Raw genomic sequence first — 23,333 nt, 5'->3', positions numbered from 1 at the left:
GGCATGTCTAACTAATCCTTTAAAAATGCCCGGGCAATAGAGGTAAAATGCTTGGGTTTGTCCAGGAAAGCATAATGTCCCGCATTTTCCATCACGACCAATGCTGCGTTTTGAATGCCCTCGTCCATACGTTCTCCCTGGTATATAGGAGTTGCTTCGTCATTCCTACCCCAAAGAAGCAGTACCTCATGCGGTATCTTGGGAAGTGTGGCCTCCAGGTATTCAGTCACCGATTTTACGAATGTTTCTCGCATCACGCCGCTTAGTTCGGAATACTCCGAGGAGCCCAGTGCTTTCCAGGCTGAAGTATTGCGCAGCCATTTTAAGGCATTCTCTTTGGAGCCGGATGGCAATAATAGAAATGGCGCTTTCAACAATTTGGCGGTATATTTTTTGAGATAATAGGATGGCTTTCTTCGGGGCTTCATACCGGCTCCTCCTGTAATCAGGACCTTCTCCACCCATTCCTGTCCAAATGCACGGGCACATAGTTTTAAGGTAATTCTTCCTCCAAAAGAGTGAGCCAATATATCTACCGTTTCATCACATTCATTTTCTATAAACGATTGAACCATATCTGTATAATCGTCTATAGACCACGACCGGTCAGGCTCGGGTGTATCGCCAAAACCCGGCAGATCGATTACGTAGCAGCATCGAATATCGGATAACTGTTTGGCAACAGGCATCATGACCCGGCTGCTACTTCCCCACCCGTGAAGGATGATCATAGGTTTCCCGGTTCCTGTTTTTCGATAGGCAACAGGGAGGTTGTTATAGCGGTATGTGCGCTTGTCTGTCATTTCTGTGCGTGAACATCCGAACAAAATTTCTTGAAAACAAGCTACAATTTGTAAGGAATGAAGGTCTGGGAAGTCATACCAAATAACCGGTAATTGTTTTAGCAAATGGGGTAACAAGATGAAAAGAAAACTGTTCTTCTGGCTTGAAAATTTGAAAATAACCAAGGCTGAGCGCGTATCTCTTACGGTTTTGATGGCTATTCTGTTAATAGTGACACTCATCAGAAGCCTGATACCCGTATCTTCACCCTACGATGAACAATACTATTCGGAACTGGAAACTGAGTTCAAAAAGCGAACAGAGATTCTGCGTCAAAAAGAGAATGCTATCCTGGCCAGGTATCATCCCGAAATTGAAAAGGTTTCAGCAATGGCTTCCGACACCATTCCTGCTGACAGTATTAAGGTCGAAAAAGCTGCAACCGGGGAAACGATGGATCAATCTCTTTTAGCCAGGATTAATATCAATACGGCGGACGCCAAAACGCTGGAAAGTCTCCCCGGTATTGGTCCTGCCTATGCCTCAAGAATTATCGAATACAGAACGAAAAACGGGGCATTTACTTCATACGATGAGCTTTTAAAGATCAAGGGAATAGGGAAAAAGCGATTGGAAAAGTTGCTCCCATTTATTCAACTTAAGGATCCTATTATGAATAAATGAATCTGCAATGTCTAATCGGATATTATGGGCTGATGACGAAATAGATCAGCTTAAGCCCCATATTATTTTCCTGGAGAATAAAGGGTTTGAAATTACACCTGTCACAAACGGTGATGACGCTGTTACGCTCATTAAAGAGCGGATTTTTGACATCGTTTTTTTGGATGAACAGATGCCGGGCATGGACGGTCTTGCTACGCTTAATAAGATAAAAACCATTCAGCCTTCTCTTCCTGTGGTTATGATCACCAAAAGTGAGGAGGAGTCGATCATGGAAGATGCCATCGGTGGAAAAATATCCGATTACCTGATTAAGCCGGTCAATCCGAACCAAATCCTGCTTACGGTAAAGCGTATTCTTGACCGAAAACGAATTCGCTCTGAAAAATTTGCGCAGTCCTACCTGAGAAACTTCAACAAGATTTCCCAGCGCATTCGTGAAGAAACAACCTGGGAAGACTGGATCAACATCTATCAGCAGTTGATACGTTGGGATATTGATCTGCAATCGGGCGAAGAATCCTTGTTGCAGGTATTGCATGACCAGTATCGTGAAGCGAATAAGATGTTCGGGCGTTTCATTGAAGAGCACTATCGGAATTGGTTAGATCAGAAAACACCCCAGCGACCGGCGCTCTCCATAGATATTATGGGAGAATATGTATTCCCGCATATCAAGAACGGTCAGACCACTATGTTCTTCGTGATTGACTGCATGCGCTACGATCAATGGCTCGTTTTTGAGGATCTGCTGACTGAATATTACAACATCGATACCGATTTTTACTATTCCATCCTGCCGACGGCAACACCTTATTCCCGCAATGCTATATTTTCGGGACTGTATCCCAAGGAGATCATGGAAATATATCCGAAGCTTTGGCATAGTGGGGAGGATGAGAGTTCATTGAACCAATATGAGCAGGAACTGTTGCAGAAACAGCTGGAGCGGGAGGGACTGAATATCAACGCCAAATACGAGAAAGTACTTCATGCGGAGGAGGGGAAACGGGTAACGGATCGTATCATGAATTATACCCAATCGCCCTTGAGCACTTTTGTCTACAATTTCGTGGATACTCTGGTTCACTCAAGGTCGGACTCTGATATCCTTAAAGAAATTGCTCCCGATGTTCCGGCTTTCCGGGGACTTACCAAGACTTGGTTCGAGCACTCTTCACTCCATGACATATTTAAGATTCTCTCGGACGAAGAGGTTACCATAGTGATTACCAGCGATCACGGTGCAGTGAGAGCTCTTCGTGATGCCAAGGTGTATGGGGACAAGGATACCTCAACCAGTTTGCGCTACAAATATGGCAGAAATTTAAATGCCGACGAGGATGCGACCATCTTTATTGATGATCCGGCATCCTATAAATTGCCCGCCCCGGGAATAGTGAACAATTATATCATTGCTAAGGAAGACTATTACTTTGTTTATCCGACCAACTATCACCGTTACCAAAGCCGGTATAAGGATACTTTTCTGCACGGCGGTGCCAGTATGGAAGAGATGATTTTGCCTATTGCAACCCTACGCCCTAAGACATTGATGCGCAGATAGATTTTGTGCTTTGGTTAATATTTCGACTTCTTTGCAGATTATTCAGCCTTAAGCGGACGTACTTTTTCAAACAGGAACAAATATCTGTATTAAACATTTCTCTAAACCAAAATGAGCAGTGAGAAAGAATTTATAAGTGAGTCAGAAGAGCAGACCAAAAAGTTTGCTGCTGATTTTGCCCGGAGTCTCAAGGCCGGGGATGTGGTCTGCCTTGAGGGTGATCTCGGTGCGGGGAAAACCCATTTCGTTAAGGGAATGGTAACAGCTTTTGGTATAGAGGAGTCGGATGTACAATCGCCTACTTTCACGTTGATCAATGAATACCCGGGAAGTATACCGCTCTATCATTTTGATTGTTACCGGATGGAATCGGTTCATGAGGCTATTGAGATAGGTGCTGAAGAATATTTTTATGGGGAGGGCGTTTCAGTTATTGAATGGCCGGAACGGATTCGCGATATTATCCCCGCCGAAGCTGTTTGGATTACCATTACATCACTCGCCCCGACAAAGCGAAAATTTGTCATACAGCAAAAAGGAACATAATCCTATATATTAAGCCCCATGGGCGCAAACAAGTTATCATATCGTCTGGATCGTTTGCCGGTTATTTATCCATTTAACCGCAGGGCGGATAATAATATCCAGTTGGGTGACTTAGTCTATTACGGTCCTTGTCCCGAATATTACGGGATCGGAGAAGTAGTCAGGCTGCTTGACGGTTATTGTATTGTAGACTTCAGGGGCACCGGTTTGCTTAATATTCAGAAAGATGCCATGGCGCTTAAGTATCTAATCCCTATCCACAAGCTAAACCTGGGTCACATCTTAAAAAGTACCTGATCTTACTCGTTTTTTAATTCCCTGGTGAACTCGGTTTCTGCTATCAGGTCTTCACTCTTATCTCTGCCAAATAGCCAGAATAGTATACTTGCAAACAACCCGGGATAGAAGGGTTCGAGTCCCAGGAAGGTATATGAATAGGCTTCGGTACTATAAATGGTTCCCAATACTAACCAGGTCAATGAAATACCTATACATACCACCATGGTGGGTACTACCCAACCCTTCTTCAAGGTGAACAGACGTATATAGATACCCAGTACGGGTAACAGTATGCCAGGAATCATCACCGAACCAATTACGTACCAAATGTCGATGACGCTTGGATAGACGATAATCAACAGGATACCAAGTACGGCTGCGAGCAGTACACTAATACGGGTCAGTCGGTTATTCGAACTATTCGGAAACAGTTTTACAAGCAAGTCTCTTCCCAGTGTTTGTCCGGAAAGAAACAGGTAGCTATCCATAGTTGACATGATAATGGCCAATAGTGCGACAAAGAATAGACCCTTCATACCAACAGGCAATATTTCATTGGCAAGATAGGGATAGACCATGATCGGTTCAGCAAGGTCAGGTCCTAAAATGGCCCAGCCGAACATGCCGCTGAATAGGGTCATAAAGTCAAATACCGACCAAAGGACAATGGAAATAAATATGCCTTTTTGGGCTGTTTCAGGAGTTTTGGCGGCTGCAGCTCGCTGGTGGAAGCTGGGGTCTACGAAGGTCCAAAGTGCAATGAAAAACCAGACAAGGATATACTGTATGTCCTGTCCGCCGGTCAGATCACGGTAATTGTCTGGTACGGCGTTCCACAATTTGCCAAAGGAACCGAATTCAACCCCGGCGTAAAAAAGCAGAAAAGCGAATCCTGCAAACATCAGTATGACCTGCAGCATATCCGTGCGGACGACTGCACTAAAGCCCCCAAACGTTACATAGGCTACCGAAAAGAGAGCTACTGCACTGGCGTACCAGAGAAAGTCACCGGCTCCCCCGGTCAGGTATTGAAATATGAGTCCAAGCATCAGGATGTAAGGTGCCGGACTAACCAGGATAAATACCGGAATTGCAGAAAAACGGCCGGCTTTCTCCCCGTAAAAATTACCGACAGCTTCAGGGAGGGACAGGGCCTTGTTCATTCTTATTTTACCCGCCAGCAGCCAGGCAAAGAGTGCAGAGAAGATATAAAAAGGAAAACCGAACAATAGCCATTGCGAGATGCCGAACTGGTAGCTGTACTCACCTACGCCGAGTATCCCCCCGTACCATGTAGAGACAAGGGTAGCTACAAAAGCAGGTAAGGTCATTTTCCTGCCCGAGAGGAGAAAGGCTTCTTCATCCTTGTCTTCGCCTTCCCGTTTCCAACTCAGAAAGACCAGAAAACAGAAATAAAAGAGGATGATTCCCCAATCCAGTAGGGTAAAGCTTAGTTCGCTCAAAGAATGCTGGTTTGTTTCAAAATAGCTGGAAGATATTCGTTACGAACTAAGGCTTCAACAATTTGTAAGATTATATGCGGCCTTACCACCAGGTGTACTAAGTGGTAGAAAGTAAAGAACTATCTATCCTGAAGTCAGAATGGCATCTTACAGGGATCTAGAAATATTTTTGATTATCCGCTATGGTCTAATTAGGAGCAATACCATGTGTCTTTACACTGATGCACCATTTGCTGAGTAAATAGATTGGATTGGCTAATTTAAAAGTTCAGGTACTATTTAAACTGGCAACTCACCTAATTTTTGTCATCCCGAAGCCCCGCCGAGGGATCTCATCCGCCCTAACAGTGTTTCATGTCATTTGCTAAATAAAACTTTAATGGGTGATGTAAGGATCTGACATTTAAATGGTCTATTAAGAAAGACTTTTCCATATGCTTTATCAAAGAAAACATAACCTGTATTACGTTTACATCATGGCAAGTATTTCCAGAGTGATTTACGTAGGTGTCACCAATAATATCTACAATAGGGTAATGTGGCATAAGGGGGAAACTGATAATAATAGCTTCACATCCCGGTATCGGGTAACGAGACTAGTATACTATGAAGAATTTGAATATATAGATAGGGCCCTAAGTCGTGAAAAACAACTTAAAGGATGGCGTAGAGAGAAGAAGTTGAAGTTGATCAATAGATTAAACCCTCAATGGCAAGATTTATCATTGCAATGGGAGAAATGAGAACAAATAATGAAAGGATTTTGAATAGTTTGTTACTTGCATTTAAACATGGTTTTTCATTTATCAAACGGATGAGTTTCCTCCGCTTCGGTCGGAATGACACCTAATGAGTTCGGGGTTAATAATTTGAAAGATAGCTTTTATTAAAAGGCTAGCCCATTTCGTTCTAAAGAGGGTTAAGTGCGGTTTTATGATAATTTCCTTTAATTAAGAGCTTGAAATTCAGCTATCTCTCTCGCGCAATGAACATCAGAAGGTCACCCTCTTTGTGGGTAATTTCAATGGGGCTTGAAACCACTTCATTGGATGAACCGTCCCTTACCCCATTCATCAATTTTTCATCCGTTAGGGAATACTTCAGTCCCTCGGTATGAATACCGGTAACCTCACCTGATAAAGGGAACAGTGAAATCTGGGTGCCCGGTTCCAGCTCCTTTCGGTAGATGTCGGGAAGAATAAAGGTATCACCATAATTATCCTTATAGACAAGGGAGTTGAAACTGTTGTTGAACTGCTTCATTACCGAAAGATTTTTAAGTGTCTGGTCAAGCCTCTTGCCGGTCGCTCCCAACACAATCAGTTCCATCGCCCCTTCATCAATAGCTTTTTTCAATGCCTTTTCCAAGTCATTTGTCTCCTGGTCAGGGTCAAATAAGACCATGTACGATTCACTGTCGGGGTATTCAAAACTGTCAAGATCACCTATAACGATATCGGGCAGCGTATTCAAGCTGTGTGCTACATTGCCTCCACCGTCTGCTGCAATAAATAAATCAGCCCACTCTAGACATTCTCCAAAGAGTTGCTTGGAAGGCGGTGATCCGTTACAAAGTATCAGCGTTTTCATGATTATGGTGAATATATAAACTTCTTTTGCAGCATTCGAAAGCATTAAATCAAGCCGGTTGAAAGGGGTGAAAAAAATATTGCTTTCTTCCATTCTATACCCCATTTTAGTAAGCTTATTTTTTAGCTTAATAATTCATTTTCATCATGTTTGAAGAGCTGGTCTCAAAATTGAAGGAACATCGCACAGTGGGTGTTTATTCGCATATACGTCCGGACGGTGATTGTATCGGTGCCCAGGTGGCGGCGTGCCGATGGCTTGAAAAGAATGGAATTCGGGCTTTTGCATTCAATGATGATCAGATTCCTTTAAACCTGCAGTGGCTCACTGACTTTTATACCATTGAAGAGCCCCGTGAGGAGACCCTCAAGCAGTGCGACGCATTTCTTTTGCTAGATGGAAACTCACCTACTCGTTTCGGAAGCTACGCAGAGTATATGGAAGACGATCCCAAACCCAGCTATATGGTTGATCATCATCCGGATCCCCAGGATGGGTTTGATATGACTATTTCCGTTGAGGAGGCTTCTTCTACCTGTGAGCTTATCTTTCATCTCTTCCTTCAAAACGATATCAAGCAGCTCGACAGTAAATCGGCCAAGGCGCTATATACCGGAATTCTAACTGACACCGGCTCCTTGCAGTATGACAGCGTCACCCCGGAAACAATGAATATTGCTTCGGAACTGCTGCGTATCGGTGAGTTTCGTCCCAACGTAGTTGCTGAAAAAGTATTCTCAAACAAGCGTCTGAACCAGCTTCACCTTTTGAGTAGGGCGATGAGTACTATCAAGCTGCATGAAGACAATCAAATCGCTACTATGTACGTTACAAGCGAAATGTTGGAGGAGACCGATACAACCAATGATGATTGTGAGGGCTTTGTAGCCTATCCGCTGAGTGTTGCCGGTATTAAAGCCGCAATATTGTTCAAAGACCTTGGAGAAGGGGTCAAAATGAGCCTGCGCTCCAAAAGCAATGAAGTAGATGTGAACAAGTGGGCACGTGAAATCGGCGGTGGCGGACACAAAAAAGCTTCGGGTGCATGGCATCCCGGTCCGCTTGAAGAAACCATTAAAGAAGTAGTTGGCATCGGTTCCAAACAACTGGCCGAAATTGATAAGTCGTAATTACTGCTTCACATAAAAATTATGTTCAAGACGCTTTCCGGTATACTAGTAGCCATTTCTATTCTTTTTTCAGCTTGTTCTCAACAGGAACCGGCGCCAGTTAATGATAATGCTTCTGTTTCAGTGGCTGACTCCGGACCTGTTCGAACTTCTCCGGGACTGGCCGCGAGTGACAGTGAGGGATACACTACACAGGATGCAGTTACCCAGGATGCAGATCAGCAAATTTACAACAGCCGCCATACCGCCATCACAGAGGCTGTAAAAAAAGTTAGTCCTGCAACCGTCAGCATTACGGTAACCGAGGTTCGGCAGGGAGGAAGACGGCTGGCATTTGATGAATTTTATAACCGTTTTTTCTTTGCTCCTACCGAACGCGAGTTCAGCAGCATGGGGTCGGGATTCATCATTAGCGAAGACGGTTTAGTAGTGACCAACGAGCATGTCGCCGATAAAAACGCTCAGAAAATTATGATTTCCCTGACGGATGGCACCCAATACGAAGCAGAGATTCTGGGAGCTGACGAACTTGCCGACCTGGCACTCTTGAAAATTAAAGCTGATAGGAAGTTTCCTTATGTAGAGTTCGGTGATTCCGATGAAGTAATGGTAGGAGAGTGGTCACTTGCTATCGGCAATCCTTTCGGACTCTTTGAGGCCGCCCAGCCATCGGTAACGGTTGGGGTAGTCAGTGCTGTCAACAGAGATTTCAGACCGGATCCTAACCAGCCCCGGGTGTATCTGAATATGATTCAGACCGATGCCGCAATTAACAGGGGGAATTCAGGCGGGCCACTGGTGAATAGTGCCGGTGAAGTGATCGGGGTGAATACCTTTATTTTTACGGGAGGAACCAGCAGCGGCTTCGTAGGTTTGGGATTTGCTATTCCCAGCAACCGGGTAGAAAAAATTATCGACCAGCTTGCCTCCACCGGAGAAGTATCTATGGCCTATAATCCCGGAATGGAAACCACTGAGATGACCTACCAGCTGGTCAGAAAATACAACCTGCCGCAAGTGCCCGGCTTGCTTGTAACCAGTGTCAATAAAGACGGTCCGGCATTTGAATGCGGTATTGTTCCCGGAGACATCATCCTGAAAGTCGGGGACGAGCGGGTGCAGAGTCAGATGCATTTGAAAGCCCTCTTTCGTGAGTACGCCGAAGGAGATACGATGCGTATCGAACTATTGAGGAAAGGTCAACGATACGAAGCAAATATGGCACTGAGACCTAAAGCAGAAGAGTAGCAGCTAGTTAATTTAATCCCTGTTCCTGTTCAAAAATTTCTCCACTCTTTGATGATGACGTTTGTCTTCCCAGAATTTGGAAAAGCTATCCAGCTCCTCATGTATGGCTTTCCATCGGGCTTCGGTTATGCGCAGAGCACCCTCCTTTAATGTTTTGATGAAGTCACGGTCATTATGACTCAGCTCCTCTGCCCATTGCCAGGTATTGTCTATCAGCTCATTCTCTATGCTCACTCTATTGATCAATTTGTGAGAAAGGGCAGTATCTGCTTCAATCACGGCGGTTTCCGCCAGCCATTTCAGTGCTGTGGATCGGCCGACAATTTCTACCAGACGGGTAAGTCCGCCCCAGCCCGGAGGCAGGTAAAACTTACCTTGTGTAAACCCAATGACAGCATCTTCCGAAGCAATTCTGAAATCAAAAGCAAGCATGGTTTCCCAACCGCCGCCATAGGCTGCCCCGTTGATACACGCAATCGTCCAGCAGGGGAGCTGTTCGATTCGTTTAAAGAGGGATAGCATCCTTTTTGCCATGGGTTTGGCTTCTTCTGCTGTTTTGATGGTATGAAATTCACGGAGGTCTCCTCCCGATATGAAGTGACCATCAGTCCCGCTAAGCACAAAAGTGCGGATAGATGCATCAGACTCCAACCGATCAATGGTATTTTCCAAAGCGTCCATTAGCGCAAAGTTCAAGGCATTGCGCGATTCAGGGCGGTTGATGGCAGCCCAAAGGGTGTGATCTCGCTGTTCAATATTTAAAATGTTCACTATGCTATAATTTTTTAAATTAACACGATTTTACAATTGTCATCATAAGTCAGTTGTCATGCGTCTTTTAAACAAGGATAAGATAAACAAAGCTCTCACGTCGAAAATTGTTGATGCCCGGGTCGCACAGGTATTCAACAGCTTTGACAAAGTATTGGTCACCTCTTCTTTCGGAACCACCTCTGCCGTACTGTTGCATATCATAAGCAGAATCAAGCCCGATTGTCCCATCTATTTTATAGATACGGGTTATCACTTTAAAGAGACAATAAACTATAAAAATCGGCTGACCCGATTATTGAATTTACAGGTAATTACCCTCAAGCCAGATCCGTCGCGACACATGACAACCCAAGTGCAGCAGATGTGGAGCAAAGACCCGGAAATCTGTTGTGCTATCAACAAGAATGAGCCGTTGAGGAATATCAAAACGGAGTATAATGTTTGGGTCTCCGGTTTGATTGGATACCAAAGTAGTTACCGCAACTCCTTAAGAATACTTGAAGAGCAGTCGGATATCCTGAAGTTCTATCCGCTGATCGACTGGAACAAATCACTGGTTGATGAGTATCTCGAAAATCACGGATTACCATTTCACCCGCTGGTAGATAAGGGATATCATTCGGTAGGTTGTACCCACTGTACAGTTCCCGGCTTAGGTCGCAGCGGCCGCTGGGCAGACTCCCCAAAAACCGAATGCGGACTTCATAATTAAGGATTGAGGGATTGAGGGACTGATTTACTGAGGGATTGAATTATTGATTTACTGATTTATTGAGGGTATGAGTTAACGTTTAGCGCCAACTCAATTAATCAGTCCCTCAATCCTTCAAAACTACCTATATGTCTTCGATTTCGTAGTTGATGACTTGGCGTTTTGAATTTTTTAACAGCCAGTGCTGGTATTCCTGGTTGCCTTCCTGCTCGGTCAGCTGTACGGAAATAACACAAGGGCAGTCGTAACTGTGCATCTCTTTGACCCGCTCTGTCAGCTCTTTCACATTGTGATAAGGGGTTTTGGCGATGAGTATGCACTCCGAAGCCTCTTCTATTTCATCTTCCCAACGGTAAATAGCTTCCATTCCGTCAATGATATTGACGCATGCTGCAAGACGCTCTTCAACTATTTTTCTGCCGATGGTTTTGGCTTCCTTTTTATCTTTGGTGGTGATATAAACTAAGCGGAGATTATTAAACATGGATGATTTCTCAAATAGGCTTTACGATTTGATAGCTATCTGAATCTACAAAAAGCTGCGCTATGTCTCAGGTGACTTTTATTAGAATGTAGAAGTAGGGGTCACAGCAGTTCATAAGTGATTATTACTGTTGAAATCACAGCAAAAAAGCCGTAGTTTTCGTGGCTTTGAAAATTCGATCACAGTGTTGATTACATGCGAGAGTGGCGGAATTGGTAGACGCGCTAGATTTAGGATCTAGTATCTTAACCGATGTGGGGGTTCGAGTCCCCCCTCTCGTACACACATCCAGTAAATAGTAATGAACGAGAACGCATTTCGTTCGCAATTAAACCATTATTTGGAGTAATTCCGTGGATATATCCGTACAAGACATAACTTCTGTTGACAAGGAAATTATTATTTCAGCCAACCGCGAAGATCTCGAACCTAAGTTTGACGAGGCTTACAAGAAGTATAAAAGCCAGATTCAAATGCCGGGTTTTCGACCGGGTAAAGTGCCGCTGAATATCATCAAAAAACGTTTTGGTGATGAAATTGAGCAGGAAGAGATCAACAAATATGTTCAGGAAGTGTTTGAAAACGAAGTGATTCCTGAATATGAGCCGGTAGGAGAGACCCAGATGCTGGATCTTTCATGGGAAAACGATGAGTTGGAAGCCAAATTCAAGATTGGCTCAGCCCCTGAAGTTGAACTGGCTGATTTAAGTGAAATTGAAGTGGACCGTCTGGTGCATGATGTAACCGATGAGGAAGTGGACGAAGAGTTAAATCGGATTCTGGAAAACCAGGGTAATTGGGAAACAGTTGATGAGGAAATAACTGAGGACTGCAAAGTTACAGTTGATGTCATTCACCTGGACGACGATGGTGAACCCGTTGAAGGAGAGAAGGATGAAGATCAGGAAATCGATCTTAGAAAAGATGAGTTCAAGGAATTCAAGGATGATCTGGTTGGGAATAAAGCCGGGGACGAAGTGGATGTTGAAATCGGACACGATGACCACAGTCACAATTTCCACCTGGTCATCAAAAAGGTTCAAAAGCCACATAAGGCAAAGCTGACTGATGAGTTTGCAAAACAACAGACCGACGGCGAAGCTAAGAATGTAGATGAGTTCAAAAGCCTGATCAAGAGTCGTATTCAGAACTACTACGATCAATCAGCCGACGATCTTTTCAAGAACGATGTAATTGATTCCCTTGTTGAAGCGCATGACTTTGAAGTTCCTGAAGTATTCCTGGAACAGGTAAAAAACCGCTACGTTCAGCGAGTCGCTCAGCAGTCGGGTGGCGAACTTCCGGCTGACTTTGATGAGGAAGAATACAAGGAAAATATCAAGGACCGGGCTCTCAGAGATGCTAAGTGGACCTTCATCAATAATGAACTTCAGGAAAAATTTGATGATATCGAGATAAAGCCCGAAGATGTGGATGAATACTTACAGGCGGAAGCTGCACGTTATGGAGTAACCATTGACCAGATGCGAAATATGTTTGCACAGAATCCGCAGCAGCTGGAAAGCCTGCGCAACAGTATTCGCGAAGACAAAGTCTTTGATAAGCTAAAGGATGAAGTTAAGATTAGTGAGATCGACAAAGATGAGTACCAAGAGAAATACGACGAAAAAGTTAAGGCCAAGGAAAAAGCAGCTGCCAAATAGATTATAGATTAATATAAAATTCAAAAAGACGTACCATGCAAAAGCAACCACTATTTGAGATGCCCGAGTTCAGTGATGTAGAACGTATTCAGAACAACAATTTGGTCCCCATGGTTGTAGAGAAAACCAGCCGGGGAGAGCGGGCATATGATATCTACTCTCGCCTGTTAAAAGACCGTATTGTCTTTATGGGAACCCCTGTAAATGATGTGGTAGCCAGCTCTATTGTAGCACAGATGCTCTTTCTGGAGTCGGAAGACCCCGAAAAAGATATTAATTTGTATATTAATAGTCCTGGTGGCGTTGTTTCGGCCGGACTGGCGATTTATGACACCATGCAGTATGTTAAATGTGATGTGGCTACTACCTGTGTAGGTATGGCTGCTTCCATGGGTGCTGTATTACTAACCGGCGGCGCGAAAGGCAAAAGAAACCTGTTGCCAAATGCGCGTGTAATGATTCACCAGCCATTAGGCGGTGTACAGGGACAGGCCAGCGATATTGAGATTGAGGCCCAGGAAATCATACGAATTAAAAATCTATTGACAGGCATCATCGCAGAACACAGCGGACAGGATCAGGACAAAGTCATTGAGGATTCTGATCGTAATAAGTGGATGAGTGCTGATCAGGCGCTTGATTACGGTTTGGTTGATAACATAATGAAGCGTTCTGAGAAAAAATCTTAAGGAATAAATTCCTTTTATCATGAGTGAGAAAGAAAAAGACAGCACTATTCACTGTTCCTTTTGTGGCAGATCCAGCCATGAAGTAAACAGCATGGTTGCCGGTCCAAACGATGTCTATATTTGTGACCGCTGCGTATCTGATGCTTCAGGAATTGTAAAGAGTGATTTGGCTTCGATGGCCAAGAAGAGGGATGATAACTATAAGCCCCTCATGAAGCCTGCTGAAATCAAGGCCAATCTAGATGACTATGTGATAGGTCAGGAGCAGGCTAAAAAGACCCTCTCTGTTGCGGTTTATAACCACTACAAACGAATCAGTGCGGAAAAACAGGATCCCAACGACGATACCGAAATAGAGAAAAGTAATATTATTCTGTTGGGACCGACCGGATGCGGTAAAACATTACTTGCCCGTACTCTTGCCAATATCATTGATGTTCCTTTCACCATTGCCGATGCAACGGTTCTTACCGAGGCCGGCTATGTGGGGGAAGATGTTGAAAGTATTCTGTCCAGTCTGTTGCAGGCTGCCGATTATGATGTGGATCGTGCCCGGCGCGGAATTGTTTATATAGACGAAGTTGATAAAGTGGCACGTAAAAGTGATAACCCATCTATCACCCGTGACGTATCCGGTGAAGGTGTGCAGCAAGCCCTGCTGAAAATTCTGGAGGGTACGGTTGCCAATATACCGCCCAAGGGTGGACGTAAACATCCTGAGCAGAGCTTTATACAAGTCGATACTTCCGATATTCTGTTTATTTGCGGTGGGGCATTTAGCGGACTTGAAGAGATTATTGCCCGACGCTTATCGGTCAGCTCGCTCGGTTTCCATACCGATGAACAAGTGAAGTTCAACAAGGATGATCCCGATATTTTTACCCACGTGGAGCCGGAAGACCTGCAACAATATGGTTTGATTCCTGAACTGATCGGTCGACTGCCCGTACTTTCAGGACTGCATCAGCTGTCAAAGGATGCCATGATCGATATTCTCGTGAAGCCCAAAAATTCCTTAAATAAGCAGTATAAGAAACTATTTAAGATGGAAGGGGTGGAACTGATTTTTGAGGATGATGCCCTGGAGGTAATTGTTGAGAAAGCGCTGAAACGCAAGACAGGTGCCCGCGGGCTGCGTTCTATCATGGAATCGGCTATGCTCGACATCATGTTTACGCTGCCGTCTATGAAAAATATTGAGCGCTGCGTCATCACTAAGGAGACCATCGAAGATAACGCACCCCCCGTCTACGAAAAGCGCAAGGCTTCGGCGTAGGATAGATTATTCTCCGGTTTTTATTCAGATTTAAATGGCAAGAAGCTAGGATTCAGTCCAAAAATTGCAGGTGAGGTTTTTACTTAATCTTCTCTAAAAGCTTGCCATTTTCATAACGTTCCTGTTCAACGACCTCTCCGTTCTTATCAAATTCGGTTACCAGGCCGTGGAAATTATCAGGATGATTTAGAAAATGAGCCTCGTAATGTAATCCTCCTTCCAGACGCCAGTATCTTTGGATGCCGATGTAGTTGTTTTCGGGGGTAGGATAAATGAATTCGGACATCAGGTCTCCTGACATATAAACTTTCTTCCTTGCAGGAATTCCCTCATCATAGTCAAAAAGCGTACGGAAGAACACCTTGCCCAATCCGTTGTAGCTTTTATGAGCTATGGTGTTACCGTTTTCATAAATGGTTTCACGTCGGAGGATTCCGGTTTTAGGATCAAAAAGTTTGTTTGACCCTTCAAACAGCTCTCCTTCTTTGGTCTTCCATCTTACAAATGAAAAGTTGTTATCCACAGCTACTGTATCAGGTATCAGTTCAGTTTCGTAGGTGCCCAGGAGGTTATCCTTATCGACCACCCGCGTATTAAAAACAATGACCAATAATGGTATGAGGGGAGTTAACAATGCTATCTTTAGCGAGCTGAGTACCAATGAATTCGACTTCGTCATCATGAGCAGTCGTTTCTTTGTTAGGTAGAAATTCAGATTGCTGGCAAAGCTTACCTTGCTGTGATTTTTAGTGGCTTCCAAGAGCTGCTCCTGGTAGTTCGAAATATTGTGATACTTTTTCAATACATGATCATCCGCCAGATATTCGTGGTTGATTTGAATGGACCTGCTGAACAAGTAGACGGCCGGATTGAACCAGAAAAATACCTTGACCAGCTCCACAAATAACACATCCAGGGTATGGTTCCCGTTTATATGGGCCAGCTCATGTTTTAGTATCTCATCACTGATGAGTCCATTTTCATAGTCACTTTTGTTTACAAAAATGGCATCCATAAATGAATGGGGAGCGACCTTGTTCTCCGCCAGCCTGATTTTCGTGGTGCCCAGATCAATATATTCCAGTTTCTTCATTTTCGCATAAATGGAGTAAATCCCATAGATAAACCTTGAGAGGAGAAACAGGGTAATCAGACAGTAGGTTGAAAAAAGCAGAAAACTCAAAGAAAATCCTGATGAGTCCGTAGTTTGATCAGGAGCCATTCCGCGAATTTCACTTTCGGGGAAGGCATTTGCTGTGACAAAGATCGAGGGCGCTTTTTTAATGGCCGTAATCTTTTCGGCTTCCATTCCTGCTATCTGATCCCCGGGCCGGTAAATAAAATGATGTTCGGCATCAAGTTGATCAAGAGCAGGAAAGGTAAGTCCAATGACTAAAGCCGCCAGTAAATAAAACCGGTTGAAACGATAGGTCTTCTGGTTGGCCAGCAGCAGCTTATAGATAAGGTATAAGGCCAGCAGGCTAAGAATAGAATTTAGTATGTAGGCAATCATAGTGTCTCTTTTTGAATTGCTTGTTCTTAAAGGTTCAGACTCGGTTATCCAACGGTAATGCGCAAGACTCTGGCAGTTACTTTATCTTCTTCACCATTTCTCCGTCTTCGTACCGCTCCTGGGTAATGATATTTCCCTCTTCGTCATACTCTGTCATAAGTCCTTGGTAGATTTGATCACCGGTGTAGGTGACTTCAGCCCCGAGTTGTCCATTATCATGCCAGGTACGAATATGTCCCATACCGTCTTCACTTTCGGTAGGCGGAATATTTTCATAAGATAAATTCCCATTGACATATATCTCTTTTCCGAAAAGAGGCTCATTAAGGTACACAGTGTGTACTTGTCGAAAAATATCGCCATCTATTGTCATCTCGGAACCTGTATGAATTCCATCCTCGAAATATAGCTCCATGTACAGGCTGTCATTCTTGGTGAAATATACCTTTTGAGTTCCCGTAAACAACTCACCGGAAGCGGTAAAACGAGCAGATAAAGCTTGAGGTATACCAAGTTCCTCAGAGCGATCAAAATCAACATGGAGTTCAGGTACATGATATAATCTTCTGGAATTAGAATCCGAATAATCAGTCTCTTTAGTGCAAAAAGTAAGGATGAGTAATGCCAGCACAGGTAACAGCAGAAAGCTTTTAAAGCCAGACCGCAAGGGCGAATACTCCTTGATCATCATCTTGATTCTTTTTTTGGTCAGAGAAAAATCAATATGGCTCGTAAACTGTTTCATAGCTTCTATTTAATTTTCTCGATGAGTTCCCCATTCTCGTAACGCTCCTGCTCAATGATGTTTCCCTGCTTGTCATAAAGAGTCATCAAGCCTTGATACTGTAAATTTTCTATGTAGTAAGCTTCATACTTTAATTGGCCATTAGGATGCCATTGTTTTATATATCCCAGACTGTCTGTTGATGTGGGGTTGACCCATTCTTCAATCATTAAACCATCTTCATTGTAGTGCTTGGTGGTTTTAAACTTCTGCCCGACATAACCGTATTCATATTTTAACTTCAGGCTTCCATCATCGTGGTATGCTGTGGTGCTTTTTAGAATGCCATCCACATATTCAGATTCGCTTAGAAGTTGGTCATTGTTTACATCTCTGAATTGCTGGGTACCGGTAAAGGGATTTCCTGCGGAATCATATCTGATACCCATGCCTCTTTGCTCAATGTTCAATTCATCGGACCTTTGGGGATTTACATAGAGGTTAACATTGGTATAAAGCTTGTCAGTGCTGCCACTTACCTTATGAGGATAACTCTTTTCTTTACTCTGAGTACAAAACATCAATGAAAACGATAAGATAAGCGGTAGCAGAAATATTCCTTTTGAACCCGAACGAAATGCCGAAAACTTTTTAGCCATCATTTTCATTCGCTTTTTTGTCAGCGAATAACTGATACCACTGGTTGTGCTCATTTGTTTGTTTCCGGAAGAGACCCGTATCAGCAGATCCTGGTAATCGCTGATCGAAGAACTGTTGCTAATGACTGATTCATCCGCTATAAACTCATGGTTCAGTTGAATAGCATGTTTGTAGAGATACATAAACGGATTGAACCAGAAGATGACTTTCAAAAATTCGATGAACAAAACATCCAGGGAGTGGAGCTGGCGGACATGCGTGAGTTCGTGATCCAGGATTTCCGGTTCAATCTTTCCATTTTTGAATGATTCCTTCTCAAGGAATATATACTTGAAAAATGACTGCGGGGTGACGGACCCATCCAGCAGCACCAGGTTAGCCGGCCCTGCTTTTTCAAGGTTCCCGGCTTTGATTTTATTCCATATTTCTAACAATCCACCTGCAAATCGGATCAACAAGAAATAGGTGACCAATACATACAACCCAAGTAATATTTCTAAAGCACTGAAAGGCCAACCCGGCTCTTCAGCGGCAAGCGGGGTGATCTCCGCCCGTGGTTTCGCATTCTTATCAGGGGTAATAAGCGGCTCCACAGAGTTGCTTACGGCTTCCGCGGGTGCATTACCCACTCGCTCCATCTGCTGTATTTCTATTCCTGCAATTGTCTGATCCGGATGAATCTCAAATGAAATCAATGGAGCTGTCAGTCCAAAGATCAGGGCTAAGAGTAAAAAGAACCGGTTGAAGCGGTGCATCTTTTCGTTTTCCAGCATCAGCCTGTACAATACATAAAGTAGCCCCAGCAGTAATGTCGATTTAAACAAGTAAATGATCATTTGTGCTTCCTCTCTATCTCTTTTTCAACAATGTCTTTTAATTCTTTCAGTTCCTCCTCGGTAAGCTCAGTTTCTGAGGTAAAGAAAGAGGCAAACTGGGAGGCTGAGTTGTTAAAAAACTTCTTGATGAGCCCGTTTACATGTTTTGAAAAATAGTCTGATTTTTTGACCAGTGGGTAATACTGCCGGGCACGTCCCATTTGTTTATAGCCCACGAATCCCTTATCCGTCATGCGTTTAATTAGCGTGGCCACCGTGGTCGGTGCCGGCTTCGGTTCCGGGTATTCCTCTAGCAGATCTCTCATAAAAGCCTTCTCCAGCTTCCACAGGTACTGCATCAGTTCTTCTTCGGATTCAGTAAGTCCCATATTGTTCTACAAGTTTAGAATTACTTCTACAAATGTAGAATAAAAATTAAAACTTCCAAACTTTTTTATAATTATCTAATCAAAACCATTGTCCTGATACTTCACATTTACTATAAATATTCACTATGATCTAAAATCAGTCGATCTATTAATAATAGTTACGCTTATACCATTCTATTCGCACTGCTAATTATTGCATATGCATTATTGGGTATTTTTATAGATTTTGAATGCTCAATCACGCTATCTCTCAATCGTCTATGAAGTATTACCTCACATCGAATAGAATTAACATGGTGCTGATCGGCATGTTGCTTCTGCTGGGTATCGGCTCTTTTGCCTATAACCAGCATCTCATCGACCAGATGCTTCGCCAGGAGAGTACCAGCGTGGAGCTTTGGGCCAAGGCTATTGAATATGCCAGCAACCCGGTACAGGAAGAGATAAGCCGTAAGCTGCTGATGGCCGCCAATGAGCTTGAAGACAATCCCACGGTTTCCGACAGCCTTGTTGCGATGATAGAAGAAGCGGAATCGGACCGGACCTCCCAGAATTTCGTCGTGCAGGAAATCCTGTTGAATGAGAGAAGAGCCAATGTGCCTACAATTATTGTGGATCAGGACGGTGAGATTATATTACAGAATAACGTAGACAGGGAGCTGAACCAGGAGCTTATCAATGAGTTTGCAGCCATGCACCCTCCCATTGAAATCAGACTTGGGGATGACAGCTACTACCAGATGCAGTATGTCTATTATGGGGAAAGTCCTACCGTGCAGTTATTACGCTATTTCCCATACATACAACTGAGTCTGTTGGCCCTTTTGCTCGGAATTGCTTACGTGAGTTACCGGACCATTACCAAGTCGGAGCAATCGAATCTCTGGGTCGGTATGACCAAAGAAGCCGCTCACCAGCTGGGTACACCCTTAAGCAGTTTGTATGGGTGGATTGAGTTGCTGCGAGAGGAGAAGAAAGATGACGAATTCACCCAAAAGATTTGCGGTGAGCTGGAAAATGACATCAGCCGGCTTAAAGGGGTGGCCGAGCGATTTAATAAAATCGGGTCTGAACCTGCACTGGAGCTGCAGCGCATTGAACCCATCCTGGACCAGGTAATCAGCTATATGGAGAGAAGGTTACCGCAGCTTGGAAAGGATGTAGAGGTAAGACGATCTATTGAGACCCACGTTAAGGTGCGTCTCAATTCAGAACTATTTCAATGGTCATTTGAGAACCTGATAAAAAACGCCATGGATGCCATCAACACTAGCAAGGAAGATTCCTATGTGGCTATTCGGGTGCACCAGATAGAAAACGATCTGATTATCGATGTTGAAGATTCAGGCAACGGCATTGAGAAGCAATATCATACTGAAATATTCAAACCCGGCTACAGCACAAAGAAGAGAGGATGGGGACTGGGACTTAGCCTGACCAAACGGATCATTGAAGACTATCACAAGGGGAAAATATTTGTGCTGCGGTCAGAACCGGGAGTGGGCACTACGATGCGTATCGTGCTGAAAATGGAGGATAAGGGCTGATACGGATACCGGTAAAAGGAGAAAAGGTGACTGGAAACTAACCGCAGATTTACACGGATTTATTGTTTTATAGATTTTTGTGATTCAAGCGTGGACGCTTGAATCAGCCTGAATTGGAAGGTGTTACTTAGTACCACTTTTGTGTGCCTTAGTGGTAAAGACTTTTTAATCAGACTTGAAGCCTCTCTTTTCCGCGTAATCCATCAATTCGGCTTTGAGGAGGTTTCTTCCGCGGTGCAGTCGGGAACGAATGGTTCCGATAGGTACATCCAGCATATTGGCTATCTCTTCGTAAGTAAAGCCTTCTACATCACAAAGAAGTACTACAGTCCTGAAATCTTCAGGCAGTTCTTCCAGGGCATTGGAGATGTCATCGTCAATAAGCTCACGAAACATGCGATCTTCCAGATCGGAGGTATCGGTGCGATCGGCCCGTATTGTCTCATAGAATGAGGACACTTCATCATAATCTACCTGGTTGGGTTGCTTCGACTTCTTTCGGTAGTTATTGATATACGAGTTCTTTAGAATACGGAACAGCCATGCCTTAGCATTCGTCCCTTTTTCATAGCTGCTGAAAAATCGGAACGCTTTGACAATAGTATCTTGCACCAGATCTTCCGCATCATTCGGATCTGACGTAAGCCTTAAGGCAAAATTATACATGGCGTCCAGATGCGGAATAATCTCTTCCTCAAAATCCTCCTGCTTCTGAACTTCGTCTTTTGTTAGTTCGGCCATCCCGGTTTTTAAAAGAATATTTAACTGGTTTAAATAAATTTAAACTCTAATGATAACTAAAATAGTAAAATCAGTATATATATTCAGTTATTAAAAGTTAAATAGATTGTATTGATGCATGCAGTAGTAAAAATCTAACGAAGTTCAATGTTAAAGCTTTTATGTGAAGTTATATTGAAGATTTGTAAGCCTAAATCCACTATAGGAAGGCCACAACCATAAGATCGTAGATTGCATGAGTCCACGCTGCCATACCAAATCCCCTAAATATGTAGATGGCATTCAGTGCAAGTCCGAACAGAAAACGGAAAAGGAAAGAGCTAAGTGTAAAGGTATCACCCAAGTCTCCGATATAATGAACCGCACTGAATAACAAAGCAGCAATTACCATGGCCAGGGCAAATCTCAGCCACTTGGTTTGTACCATATATTTTAAGACCAGCAGTAGAAGACCTACCAGAATTACCCTGAAGAAGAGCTCTTCGTAGAGCCCGGCTCCCAGGGAAAGGGCCAGCTGTTGTAAGGTGCTGAGGGATTCTACGGTTTGATAGGCTGCTATCTGAAGCAGCCCGCTAACGGTTGTGGAGATGAGCAAAGCCAAAATAAAGGCATAAGCCGAAGCTTCAATAAGCATGGTCATAAAGTAGCCCGCCTTCAGGCTGCCCAGTTTATTGCGTTCCTTGTAGAGAACAAAAATGCCAATCAGTGCAACAAAAATGAGTGTGATGGAGAGCACATCTTGTCCGAAATAAGAAAACAAAGTCTTTATCCACACATCAACCGAAATGCGTACTACCTGTTCGGTATCGGGCTGAGCAACAAAGATGAGAATCTCATACAGCAACAATAGGGGCAAACTGATCAGATAGCTATAGAGCAGCGTATGGGTGCTGTTGAAATAACTCTTCAGACGCGAACGTGAAGGGGCTTCACTCATTGATCCTGGTAAATTTTAACCCTCGGTGAATTTGAAGCAAAACTTAAAGCCTGCCATGCACCGTCAGACAATTTCAGTCCGTTGGAAGAGATCCGATCGTTGATACGGACATAAATTCCCTTGTTGTTTTCGGGATTCTCGATAAAGATGATGGTGCCCAGCGCTATATTGGAGTGCGCGGCCGTAAGCTCATCCGGAACAAACAACTCACCGCTTGTTGTAGTTTGCCCCTTTTCGGTATCACTGTATGTGGAAACAGGCGTTTCACCTAAGTCCTTAAGACCGGCTCCCGTTTTATAAGGATTTTTATAGGATTTGGTAGCGGGAGCCAGTACCGTGACCTGTTGTCCGATTTGAAAGGTGGATGTGGTTACATCCGGGTTGAGTGCTCGAAACTCTTCTTCACCCATCTGGAACCTGTTCAGAATAGTTTCCAGATTTTGCCGCTCTCCTATTCTATAGTTTACGAATTTTCCCTGGGGAGAGGACTCGGTAGCAGACTCGGCAACCGAAGGAGGTGTTGACCGGGCTTTCACCGTGAGTTGCTGCCCGATTGATATCGTGTTGCTGCTTAGATCATTGAGCGTTTTCAGCTCGTCCAAAGTCATGTTATGGGCACGGGCAATTTTGTAAAGTGTATCCCCACTCTTGACTGTGTAGTAGGTGTTTTGCTGCGTTTCGTTCGAGACTACAATTGAATTACCGGCACCGGTACCGTTATCCGTGTTATCAATTGATGAGGGATAGATGATCAATTCCTGGCCCACATTCAAGTTGTTATTGTCAAGGTTATTCCATGACTTTATTTCGGCAATGCTCACTCCGTACTGCTTGGAAATTGAAAACAGCGTCTCCTGGGGTTCCACGGTATGGGTTTTGGCTGATTCCTGGTCGGCCGACTGTACAATGAGTGTCTGCCCAATGGTAAGTTGGTTGTTCTGCAGGTTGTTCCACTCTTTCAGTTTCTGGACAGTGACCTCAAACTGCTGAGCGATACTGAATAATGTTTCTCCGCTTTCTACGGTATGGGTCTTCTGTTGAGCCGTTGCTACATTGACAAACAGAAAGCATAAGAAAGTGGTGATAAATACCTTAATAGATAGTCTGATAGTCATAAA

Annotated in this window: 24 protein-coding genes and 1 tRNA gene; 13 read left to right on the top strand and 12 right to left on the bottom strand. The window is 43.8% G+C overall.

Annotated features, from left to right (window positions below; translation table 11 throughout):
* Nucleotides 1-11: 11 nt before the first annotated feature.
* Nucleotides 12-803, bottom strand: a complete 792-nt coding sequence (locus G3570_RS13415; protein ID WP_165143206.1) for an alpha/beta fold hydrolase — start codon at nucleotides 801-803, stop codon at nucleotides 12-14.
* Between the two features lie 118 nt (nucleotides 804-921).
* Between G3570_RS13415 and G3570_RS13410 the strand changes: the two genes are divergently transcribed.
* From G3570_RS13410 to G3570_RS13395, 4 genes are all read left to right on the top strand, one after another.
* Nucleotides 922-1,467, top strand: a complete 546-nt coding sequence (locus G3570_RS13410) for a ComEA family DNA-binding protein (protein ID WP_165143204.1) — start codon at nucleotides 922-924, stop codon at nucleotides 1,465-1,467.
* Between the two features lie 7 nt (nucleotides 1,468-1,474).
* Nucleotides 1,475-3,034 carry a T9SS response regulator signal transducer PorX gene (gene porX / locus G3570_RS13405; RefSeq protein WP_165143202.1) on the top strand — a complete coding sequence of 520 codons (1,560 nt, stop codon included), beginning with the start codon at nucleotides 1,475-1,477 and terminating at the stop codon, nucleotides 3,032-3,034.
* Nucleotides 3,035-3,145: 111 nt separating this feature from the next.
* Nucleotides 3,146-3,580, top strand: coding sequence for a tRNA (adenosine(37)-N6)-threonylcarbamoyltransferase complex ATPase subunit type 1 TsaE (tsaE, locus tag G3570_RS13400; RefSeq protein WP_165143200.1), 435 nt, complete (start codon nucleotides 3,146-3,148; stop codon nucleotides 3,578-3,580).
* 18 nt (nucleotides 3,581-3,598) lie between these two features.
* Nucleotides 3,599-3,877 carry a hypothetical protein gene (locus G3570_RS13395; RefSeq protein WP_165143198.1) on the top strand — a complete coding sequence of 93 codons (279 nt, stop codon included), beginning with the start codon at nucleotides 3,599-3,601 and terminating at the stop codon, nucleotides 3,875-3,877.
* A gap of 2 nt (nucleotides 3,878-3,879) precedes the next feature.
* On the opposite strand, the gene G3570_RS13390 is transcribed toward G3570_RS13395, so the two are convergent.
* Nucleotides 3,880-5,322: a sodium:solute symporter family protein gene (locus G3570_RS13390; RefSeq protein ID WP_165143196.1), complete on the bottom strand. Its 1,443-nt coding sequence runs from the start codon at nucleotides 5,320-5,322 to the stop codon at nucleotides 3,880-3,882.
* A gap of 434 nt (nucleotides 5,323-5,756) precedes the next feature.
* Here G3570_RS13390 and G3570_RS16565 point away from each other — a divergent pair, with 434 nt between their 5' ends.
* Nucleotides 5,757-6,065, top strand: coding sequence for a GIY-YIG nuclease family protein (locus G3570_RS16565; RefSeq protein WP_165143194.1), 309 nt, complete (start codon nucleotides 5,757-5,759; stop codon nucleotides 6,063-6,065).
* 226 nt (nucleotides 6,066-6,291) lie between these two features.
* Here the strand turns inward: G3570_RS16565 and G3570_RS13380 are convergent, their stop codons facing one another.
* A complete protein-coding gene (locus tag G3570_RS13380) occupies nucleotides 6,292-7,005 on the bottom strand; it encodes a thiamine diphosphokinase (protein WP_165143192.1) in 714 nt (237 codons plus the stop codon).
* Nucleotides 7,006-7,058: 53 nt separating this feature from the next.
* Here G3570_RS13380 and G3570_RS13375 point away from each other — a divergent pair, with 53 nt between their 5' ends.
* Both G3570_RS13375 and G3570_RS13370 read left to right on the top strand, forming a co-directional pair.
* Nucleotides 7,059-8,042, top strand: a complete 984-nt coding sequence (locus tag G3570_RS13375; RefSeq protein WP_165143190.1) for a DHH family phosphoesterase — start codon at nucleotides 7,059-7,061, stop codon at nucleotides 8,040-8,042.
* Nucleotides 8,043-8,063: 21 nt separating this feature from the next.
* Nucleotides 8,064-9,290: a S1C family serine protease gene (locus tag G3570_RS13370; RefSeq protein WP_165143188.1), complete on the top strand. Its 1,227-nt coding sequence runs from the start codon at nucleotides 8,064-8,066 to the stop codon at nucleotides 9,288-9,290.
* A gap of 12 nt (nucleotides 9,291-9,302) precedes the next feature.
* Here the strand turns inward: G3570_RS13370 and G3570_RS13365 are convergent, their stop codons facing one another.
* A complete protein-coding gene (locus tag G3570_RS13365; protein WP_346267302.1) occupies nucleotides 9,303-10,061 on the bottom strand; it encodes an enoyl-CoA hydratase/isomerase family protein in 759 nt (252 codons plus the stop codon).
* A gap of 58 nt (nucleotides 10,062-10,119) precedes the next feature.
* Here G3570_RS13365 and G3570_RS13360 point away from each other — a divergent pair, with 58 nt between their 5' ends.
* Complete coding sequence (locus G3570_RS13360) at nucleotides 10,120-10,776, top strand: phosphoadenylyl-sulfate reductase (RefSeq protein WP_165143186.1); 657 nt, start codon at nucleotides 10,120-10,122, stop codon at nucleotides 10,774-10,776.
* A 124-nt stretch (nucleotides 10,777-10,900) separates the two neighbouring features.
* Here the strand turns inward: G3570_RS13360 and cutA are convergent, their stop codons facing one another.
* Complete coding sequence (gene cutA, locus G3570_RS13355; RefSeq protein WP_165143184.1) at nucleotides 10,901-11,260, bottom strand: divalent-cation tolerance protein CutA; 360 nt, start codon at nucleotides 11,258-11,260, stop codon at nucleotides 10,901-10,903.
* Between the two features lie 197 nt (nucleotides 11,261-11,457).
* Here cutA and G3570_RS13350 point away from each other — a divergent pair.
* The 4 genes from G3570_RS13350 (at nucleotide 11,458) to clpX (ending at nucleotide 14,889) form a co-directional block, all read left to right on the top strand.
* A tRNA-Leu gene (locus G3570_RS13350) sits at nucleotides 11,458-11,541 on the top strand.
* Nucleotides 11,542-11,613: 72 nt separating this feature from the next.
* Nucleotides 11,614-12,924: a trigger factor gene (gene tig / locus G3570_RS13345; RefSeq protein WP_165143182.1), complete on the top strand. Its 1,311-nt coding sequence runs from the start codon at nucleotides 11,614-11,616 to the stop codon at nucleotides 12,922-12,924.
* Nucleotides 12,925-12,983: 59 nt separating this feature from the next.
* Nucleotides 12,984-13,613, top strand: coding sequence for an ATP-dependent Clp endopeptidase proteolytic subunit ClpP (gene clpP / locus G3570_RS13340; protein WP_165143717.1), 630 nt, complete (start codon nucleotides 12,984-12,986; stop codon nucleotides 13,611-13,613).
* A 19-nt stretch (nucleotides 13,614-13,632) separates the two neighbouring features.
* The gene (gene clpX / locus G3570_RS13335; protein ID WP_165143180.1) at nucleotides 13,633-14,889 is read left to right on the top strand and encodes an ATP-dependent Clp protease ATP-binding subunit ClpX; all 1,257 of its coding nucleotides are present in this window, start codon (nucleotides 13,633-13,635) and stop codon (nucleotides 14,887-14,889) included.
* 79 nt (nucleotides 14,890-14,968) lie between these two features.
* On the opposite strand, the gene G3570_RS13330 is transcribed toward clpX, so the two are convergent.
* The 4 genes from G3570_RS13330 to G3570_RS13315 all read right to left on the bottom strand — a co-directional run bounded on the left by G3570_RS13330 (nucleotide 14,969) and on the right by G3570_RS13315 (nucleotide 18,990).
* A complete protein-coding gene (locus G3570_RS13330) occupies nucleotides 14,969-16,402 on the bottom strand; it encodes a M56 family metallopeptidase (RefSeq protein WP_165143178.1) in 1,434 nt (477 codons plus the stop codon).
* 76 nt (nucleotides 16,403-16,478) lie between these two features.
* A complete protein-coding gene (locus G3570_RS13325; protein WP_165143176.1) occupies nucleotides 16,479-17,147 on the bottom strand; it encodes a toxin-antitoxin system YwqK family antitoxin in 669 nt (222 codons plus the stop codon).
* Between the two features lie 5 nt (nucleotides 17,148-17,152).
* On the bottom strand, nucleotides 17,153-18,610 hold the full coding sequence (locus G3570_RS13320; RefSeq protein ID WP_249067101.1) for a M56 family metallopeptidase: 1,458 nt from the start codon (nucleotides 18,608-18,610) through the stop codon (nucleotides 17,153-17,155).
* An 8-nt stretch (nucleotides 18,611-18,618) separates the two neighbouring features.
* Nucleotides 18,619-18,990: a BlaI/MecI/CopY family transcriptional regulator gene (locus G3570_RS13315; protein WP_165143172.1), complete on the bottom strand. Its 372-nt coding sequence runs from the start codon at nucleotides 18,988-18,990 to the stop codon at nucleotides 18,619-18,621.
* A 260-nt stretch (nucleotides 18,991-19,250) separates the two neighbouring features.
* Between G3570_RS13315 and G3570_RS13310 the strand changes: the two genes are divergently transcribed.
* A complete protein-coding gene (locus tag G3570_RS13310; RefSeq protein WP_165143170.1) occupies nucleotides 19,251-20,537 on the top strand; it encodes a sensor histidine kinase in 1,287 nt (428 codons plus the stop codon).
* Between the two features lie 165 nt (nucleotides 20,538-20,702).
* On the opposite strand, the gene G3570_RS13305 is transcribed toward G3570_RS13310, so the two are convergent.
* From G3570_RS13305 to G3570_RS13295, 3 genes are all read right to left on the bottom strand, one after another.
* Complete coding sequence (locus G3570_RS13305) at nucleotides 20,703-21,278, bottom strand: sigma-70 family RNA polymerase sigma factor (RefSeq protein ID WP_165143168.1); 576 nt, start codon at nucleotides 21,276-21,278, stop codon at nucleotides 20,703-20,705.
* Between the two features lie 199 nt (nucleotides 21,279-21,477).
* Nucleotides 21,478-22,215, bottom strand: a complete 738-nt coding sequence (locus G3570_RS13300) for a CPBP family intramembrane glutamic endopeptidase (RefSeq protein WP_165143166.1) — start codon at nucleotides 22,213-22,215, stop codon at nucleotides 21,478-21,480.
* Nucleotides 22,212-23,330: a LysM peptidoglycan-binding domain-containing protein gene (locus G3570_RS13295; protein ID WP_165143164.1), complete on the bottom strand. Its 1,119-nt coding sequence runs from the start codon at nucleotides 23,328-23,330 to the stop codon at nucleotides 22,212-22,214. The genes G3570_RS13300 and G3570_RS13295 overlap by 4 nt, the downstream gene beginning before the upstream one ends.
* Nucleotides 23,331-23,333: the final 3 nt, after the last annotated feature.

The organism is Halalkalibaculum roseum (assembly GCF_011059145.1).
GTDB classification, from domain to species: Bacteria; Bacteroidota; Rhodothermia; order Balneolales; family Balneolaceae; genus Halalkalibaculum; species Halalkalibaculum roseum.
The sequence above is the reverse complement of the archived record's forward strand: the minus strand, read 5'-3'. Positions and strand labels throughout refer to the sequence as shown.

What these genes read in the sequence shown, in the direction of transcription:
- G3570_RS13415 (WP_165143206.1), bottom strand. Translation starts at nt 803, where the DNA reads ATGACAGACAAGCGCACATACCGCTATAACAACCTCCCTGTTGCCTAT.
- G3570_RS13410 (WP_165143204.1), top strand. Translation starts at nt 922, where the DNA reads ATGAAAAGAAAACTGTTCTTCTGGCTTGAAAATTTGAAAATAACCAAG.
- porX (WP_165143202.1), top strand. Translation starts at nt 1,475, where the DNA reads ATGTCTAATCGGATATTATGGGCTGATGACGAAATAGATCAGCTTAAG.
- tsaE (WP_165143200.1), top strand. Translation starts at nt 3,146, where the DNA reads ATGAGCAGTGAGAAAGAATTTATAAGTGAGTCAGAAGAGCAGACCAAA.
- G3570_RS13395 (WP_165143198.1), top strand. Translation starts at nt 3,599, where the DNA reads ATGGGCGCAAACAAGTTATCATATCGTCTGGATCGTTTGCCGGTTATT.
- G3570_RS16565 (WP_165143194.1), top strand. Translation starts at nt 5,757, where the DNA reads ATGCTTTATCAAAGAAAACATAACCTGTATTACGTTTACATCATGGCA.
- G3570_RS13380 (WP_165143192.1), bottom strand. Translation starts at nt 7,005, where the DNA reads ATGGAAGAAAGCAATATTTTTTTCACCCCTTTCAACCGGCTTGATTTA.
- G3570_RS13375 (WP_165143190.1), top strand. Translation starts at nt 7,059, where the DNA reads ATGTTTGAAGAGCTGGTCTCAAAATTGAAGGAACATCGCACAGTGGGT.
- G3570_RS13370 (WP_165143188.1), top strand. Translation starts at nt 8,064, where the DNA reads ATGTTCAAGACGCTTTCCGGTATACTAGTAGCCATTTCTATTCTTTTT.
- G3570_RS13360 (WP_165143186.1), top strand. Translation starts at nt 10,120, where the DNA reads ATGCGTCTTTTAAACAAGGATAAGATAAACAAAGCTCTCACGTCGAAA.
- cutA (WP_165143184.1), bottom strand. Translation starts at nt 11,260, where the DNA reads ATGTTTAATAATCTCCGCTTAGTTTATATCACCACCAAAGATAAAAAG.
- clpP (WP_165143717.1), top strand. Translation starts at nt 12,984, where the DNA reads ATGCCCGAGTTCAGTGATGTAGAACGTATTCAGAACAACAATTTGGTC.
- clpX (WP_165143180.1), top strand. Translation starts at nt 13,633, where the DNA reads ATGAGTGAGAAAGAAAAAGACAGCACTATTCACTGTTCCTTTTGTGGC.
- G3570_RS13330 (WP_165143178.1), bottom strand. Translation starts at nt 16,402, where the DNA reads ATGATTGCCTACATACTAAATTCTATTCTTAGCCTGCTGGCCTTATAC.
- G3570_RS13325 (WP_165143176.1), bottom strand. Translation starts at nt 17,147, where the DNA reads ATGAAACAGTTTACGAGCCATATTGATTTTTCTCTGACCAAAAAAAGA.
- G3570_RS13315 (WP_165143172.1), bottom strand. Translation starts at nt 18,990, where the DNA reads ATGGGACTTACTGAATCCGAAGAAGAACTGATGCAGTACCTGTGGAAG.
- G3570_RS13310 (WP_165143170.1), top strand. Translation starts at nt 19,251, where the DNA reads ATGAAGTATTACCTCACATCGAATAGAATTAACATGGTGCTGATCGGC.
- G3570_RS13305 (WP_165143168.1), bottom strand. Translation starts at nt 21,278, where the DNA reads ATGGCCGAACTAACAAAAGACGAAGTTCAGAAGCAGGAGGATTTTGAG.
- G3570_RS13300 (WP_165143166.1), bottom strand. Translation starts at nt 22,215, where the DNA reads ATGAGTGAAGCCCCTTCACGTTCGCGTCTGAAGAGTTATTTCAACAGC.
- G3570_RS13295 (WP_165143164.1), bottom strand. Translation starts at nt 23,330, where the DNA reads ATGACTATCAGACTATCTATTAAGGTATTTATCACCACTTTCTTATGC.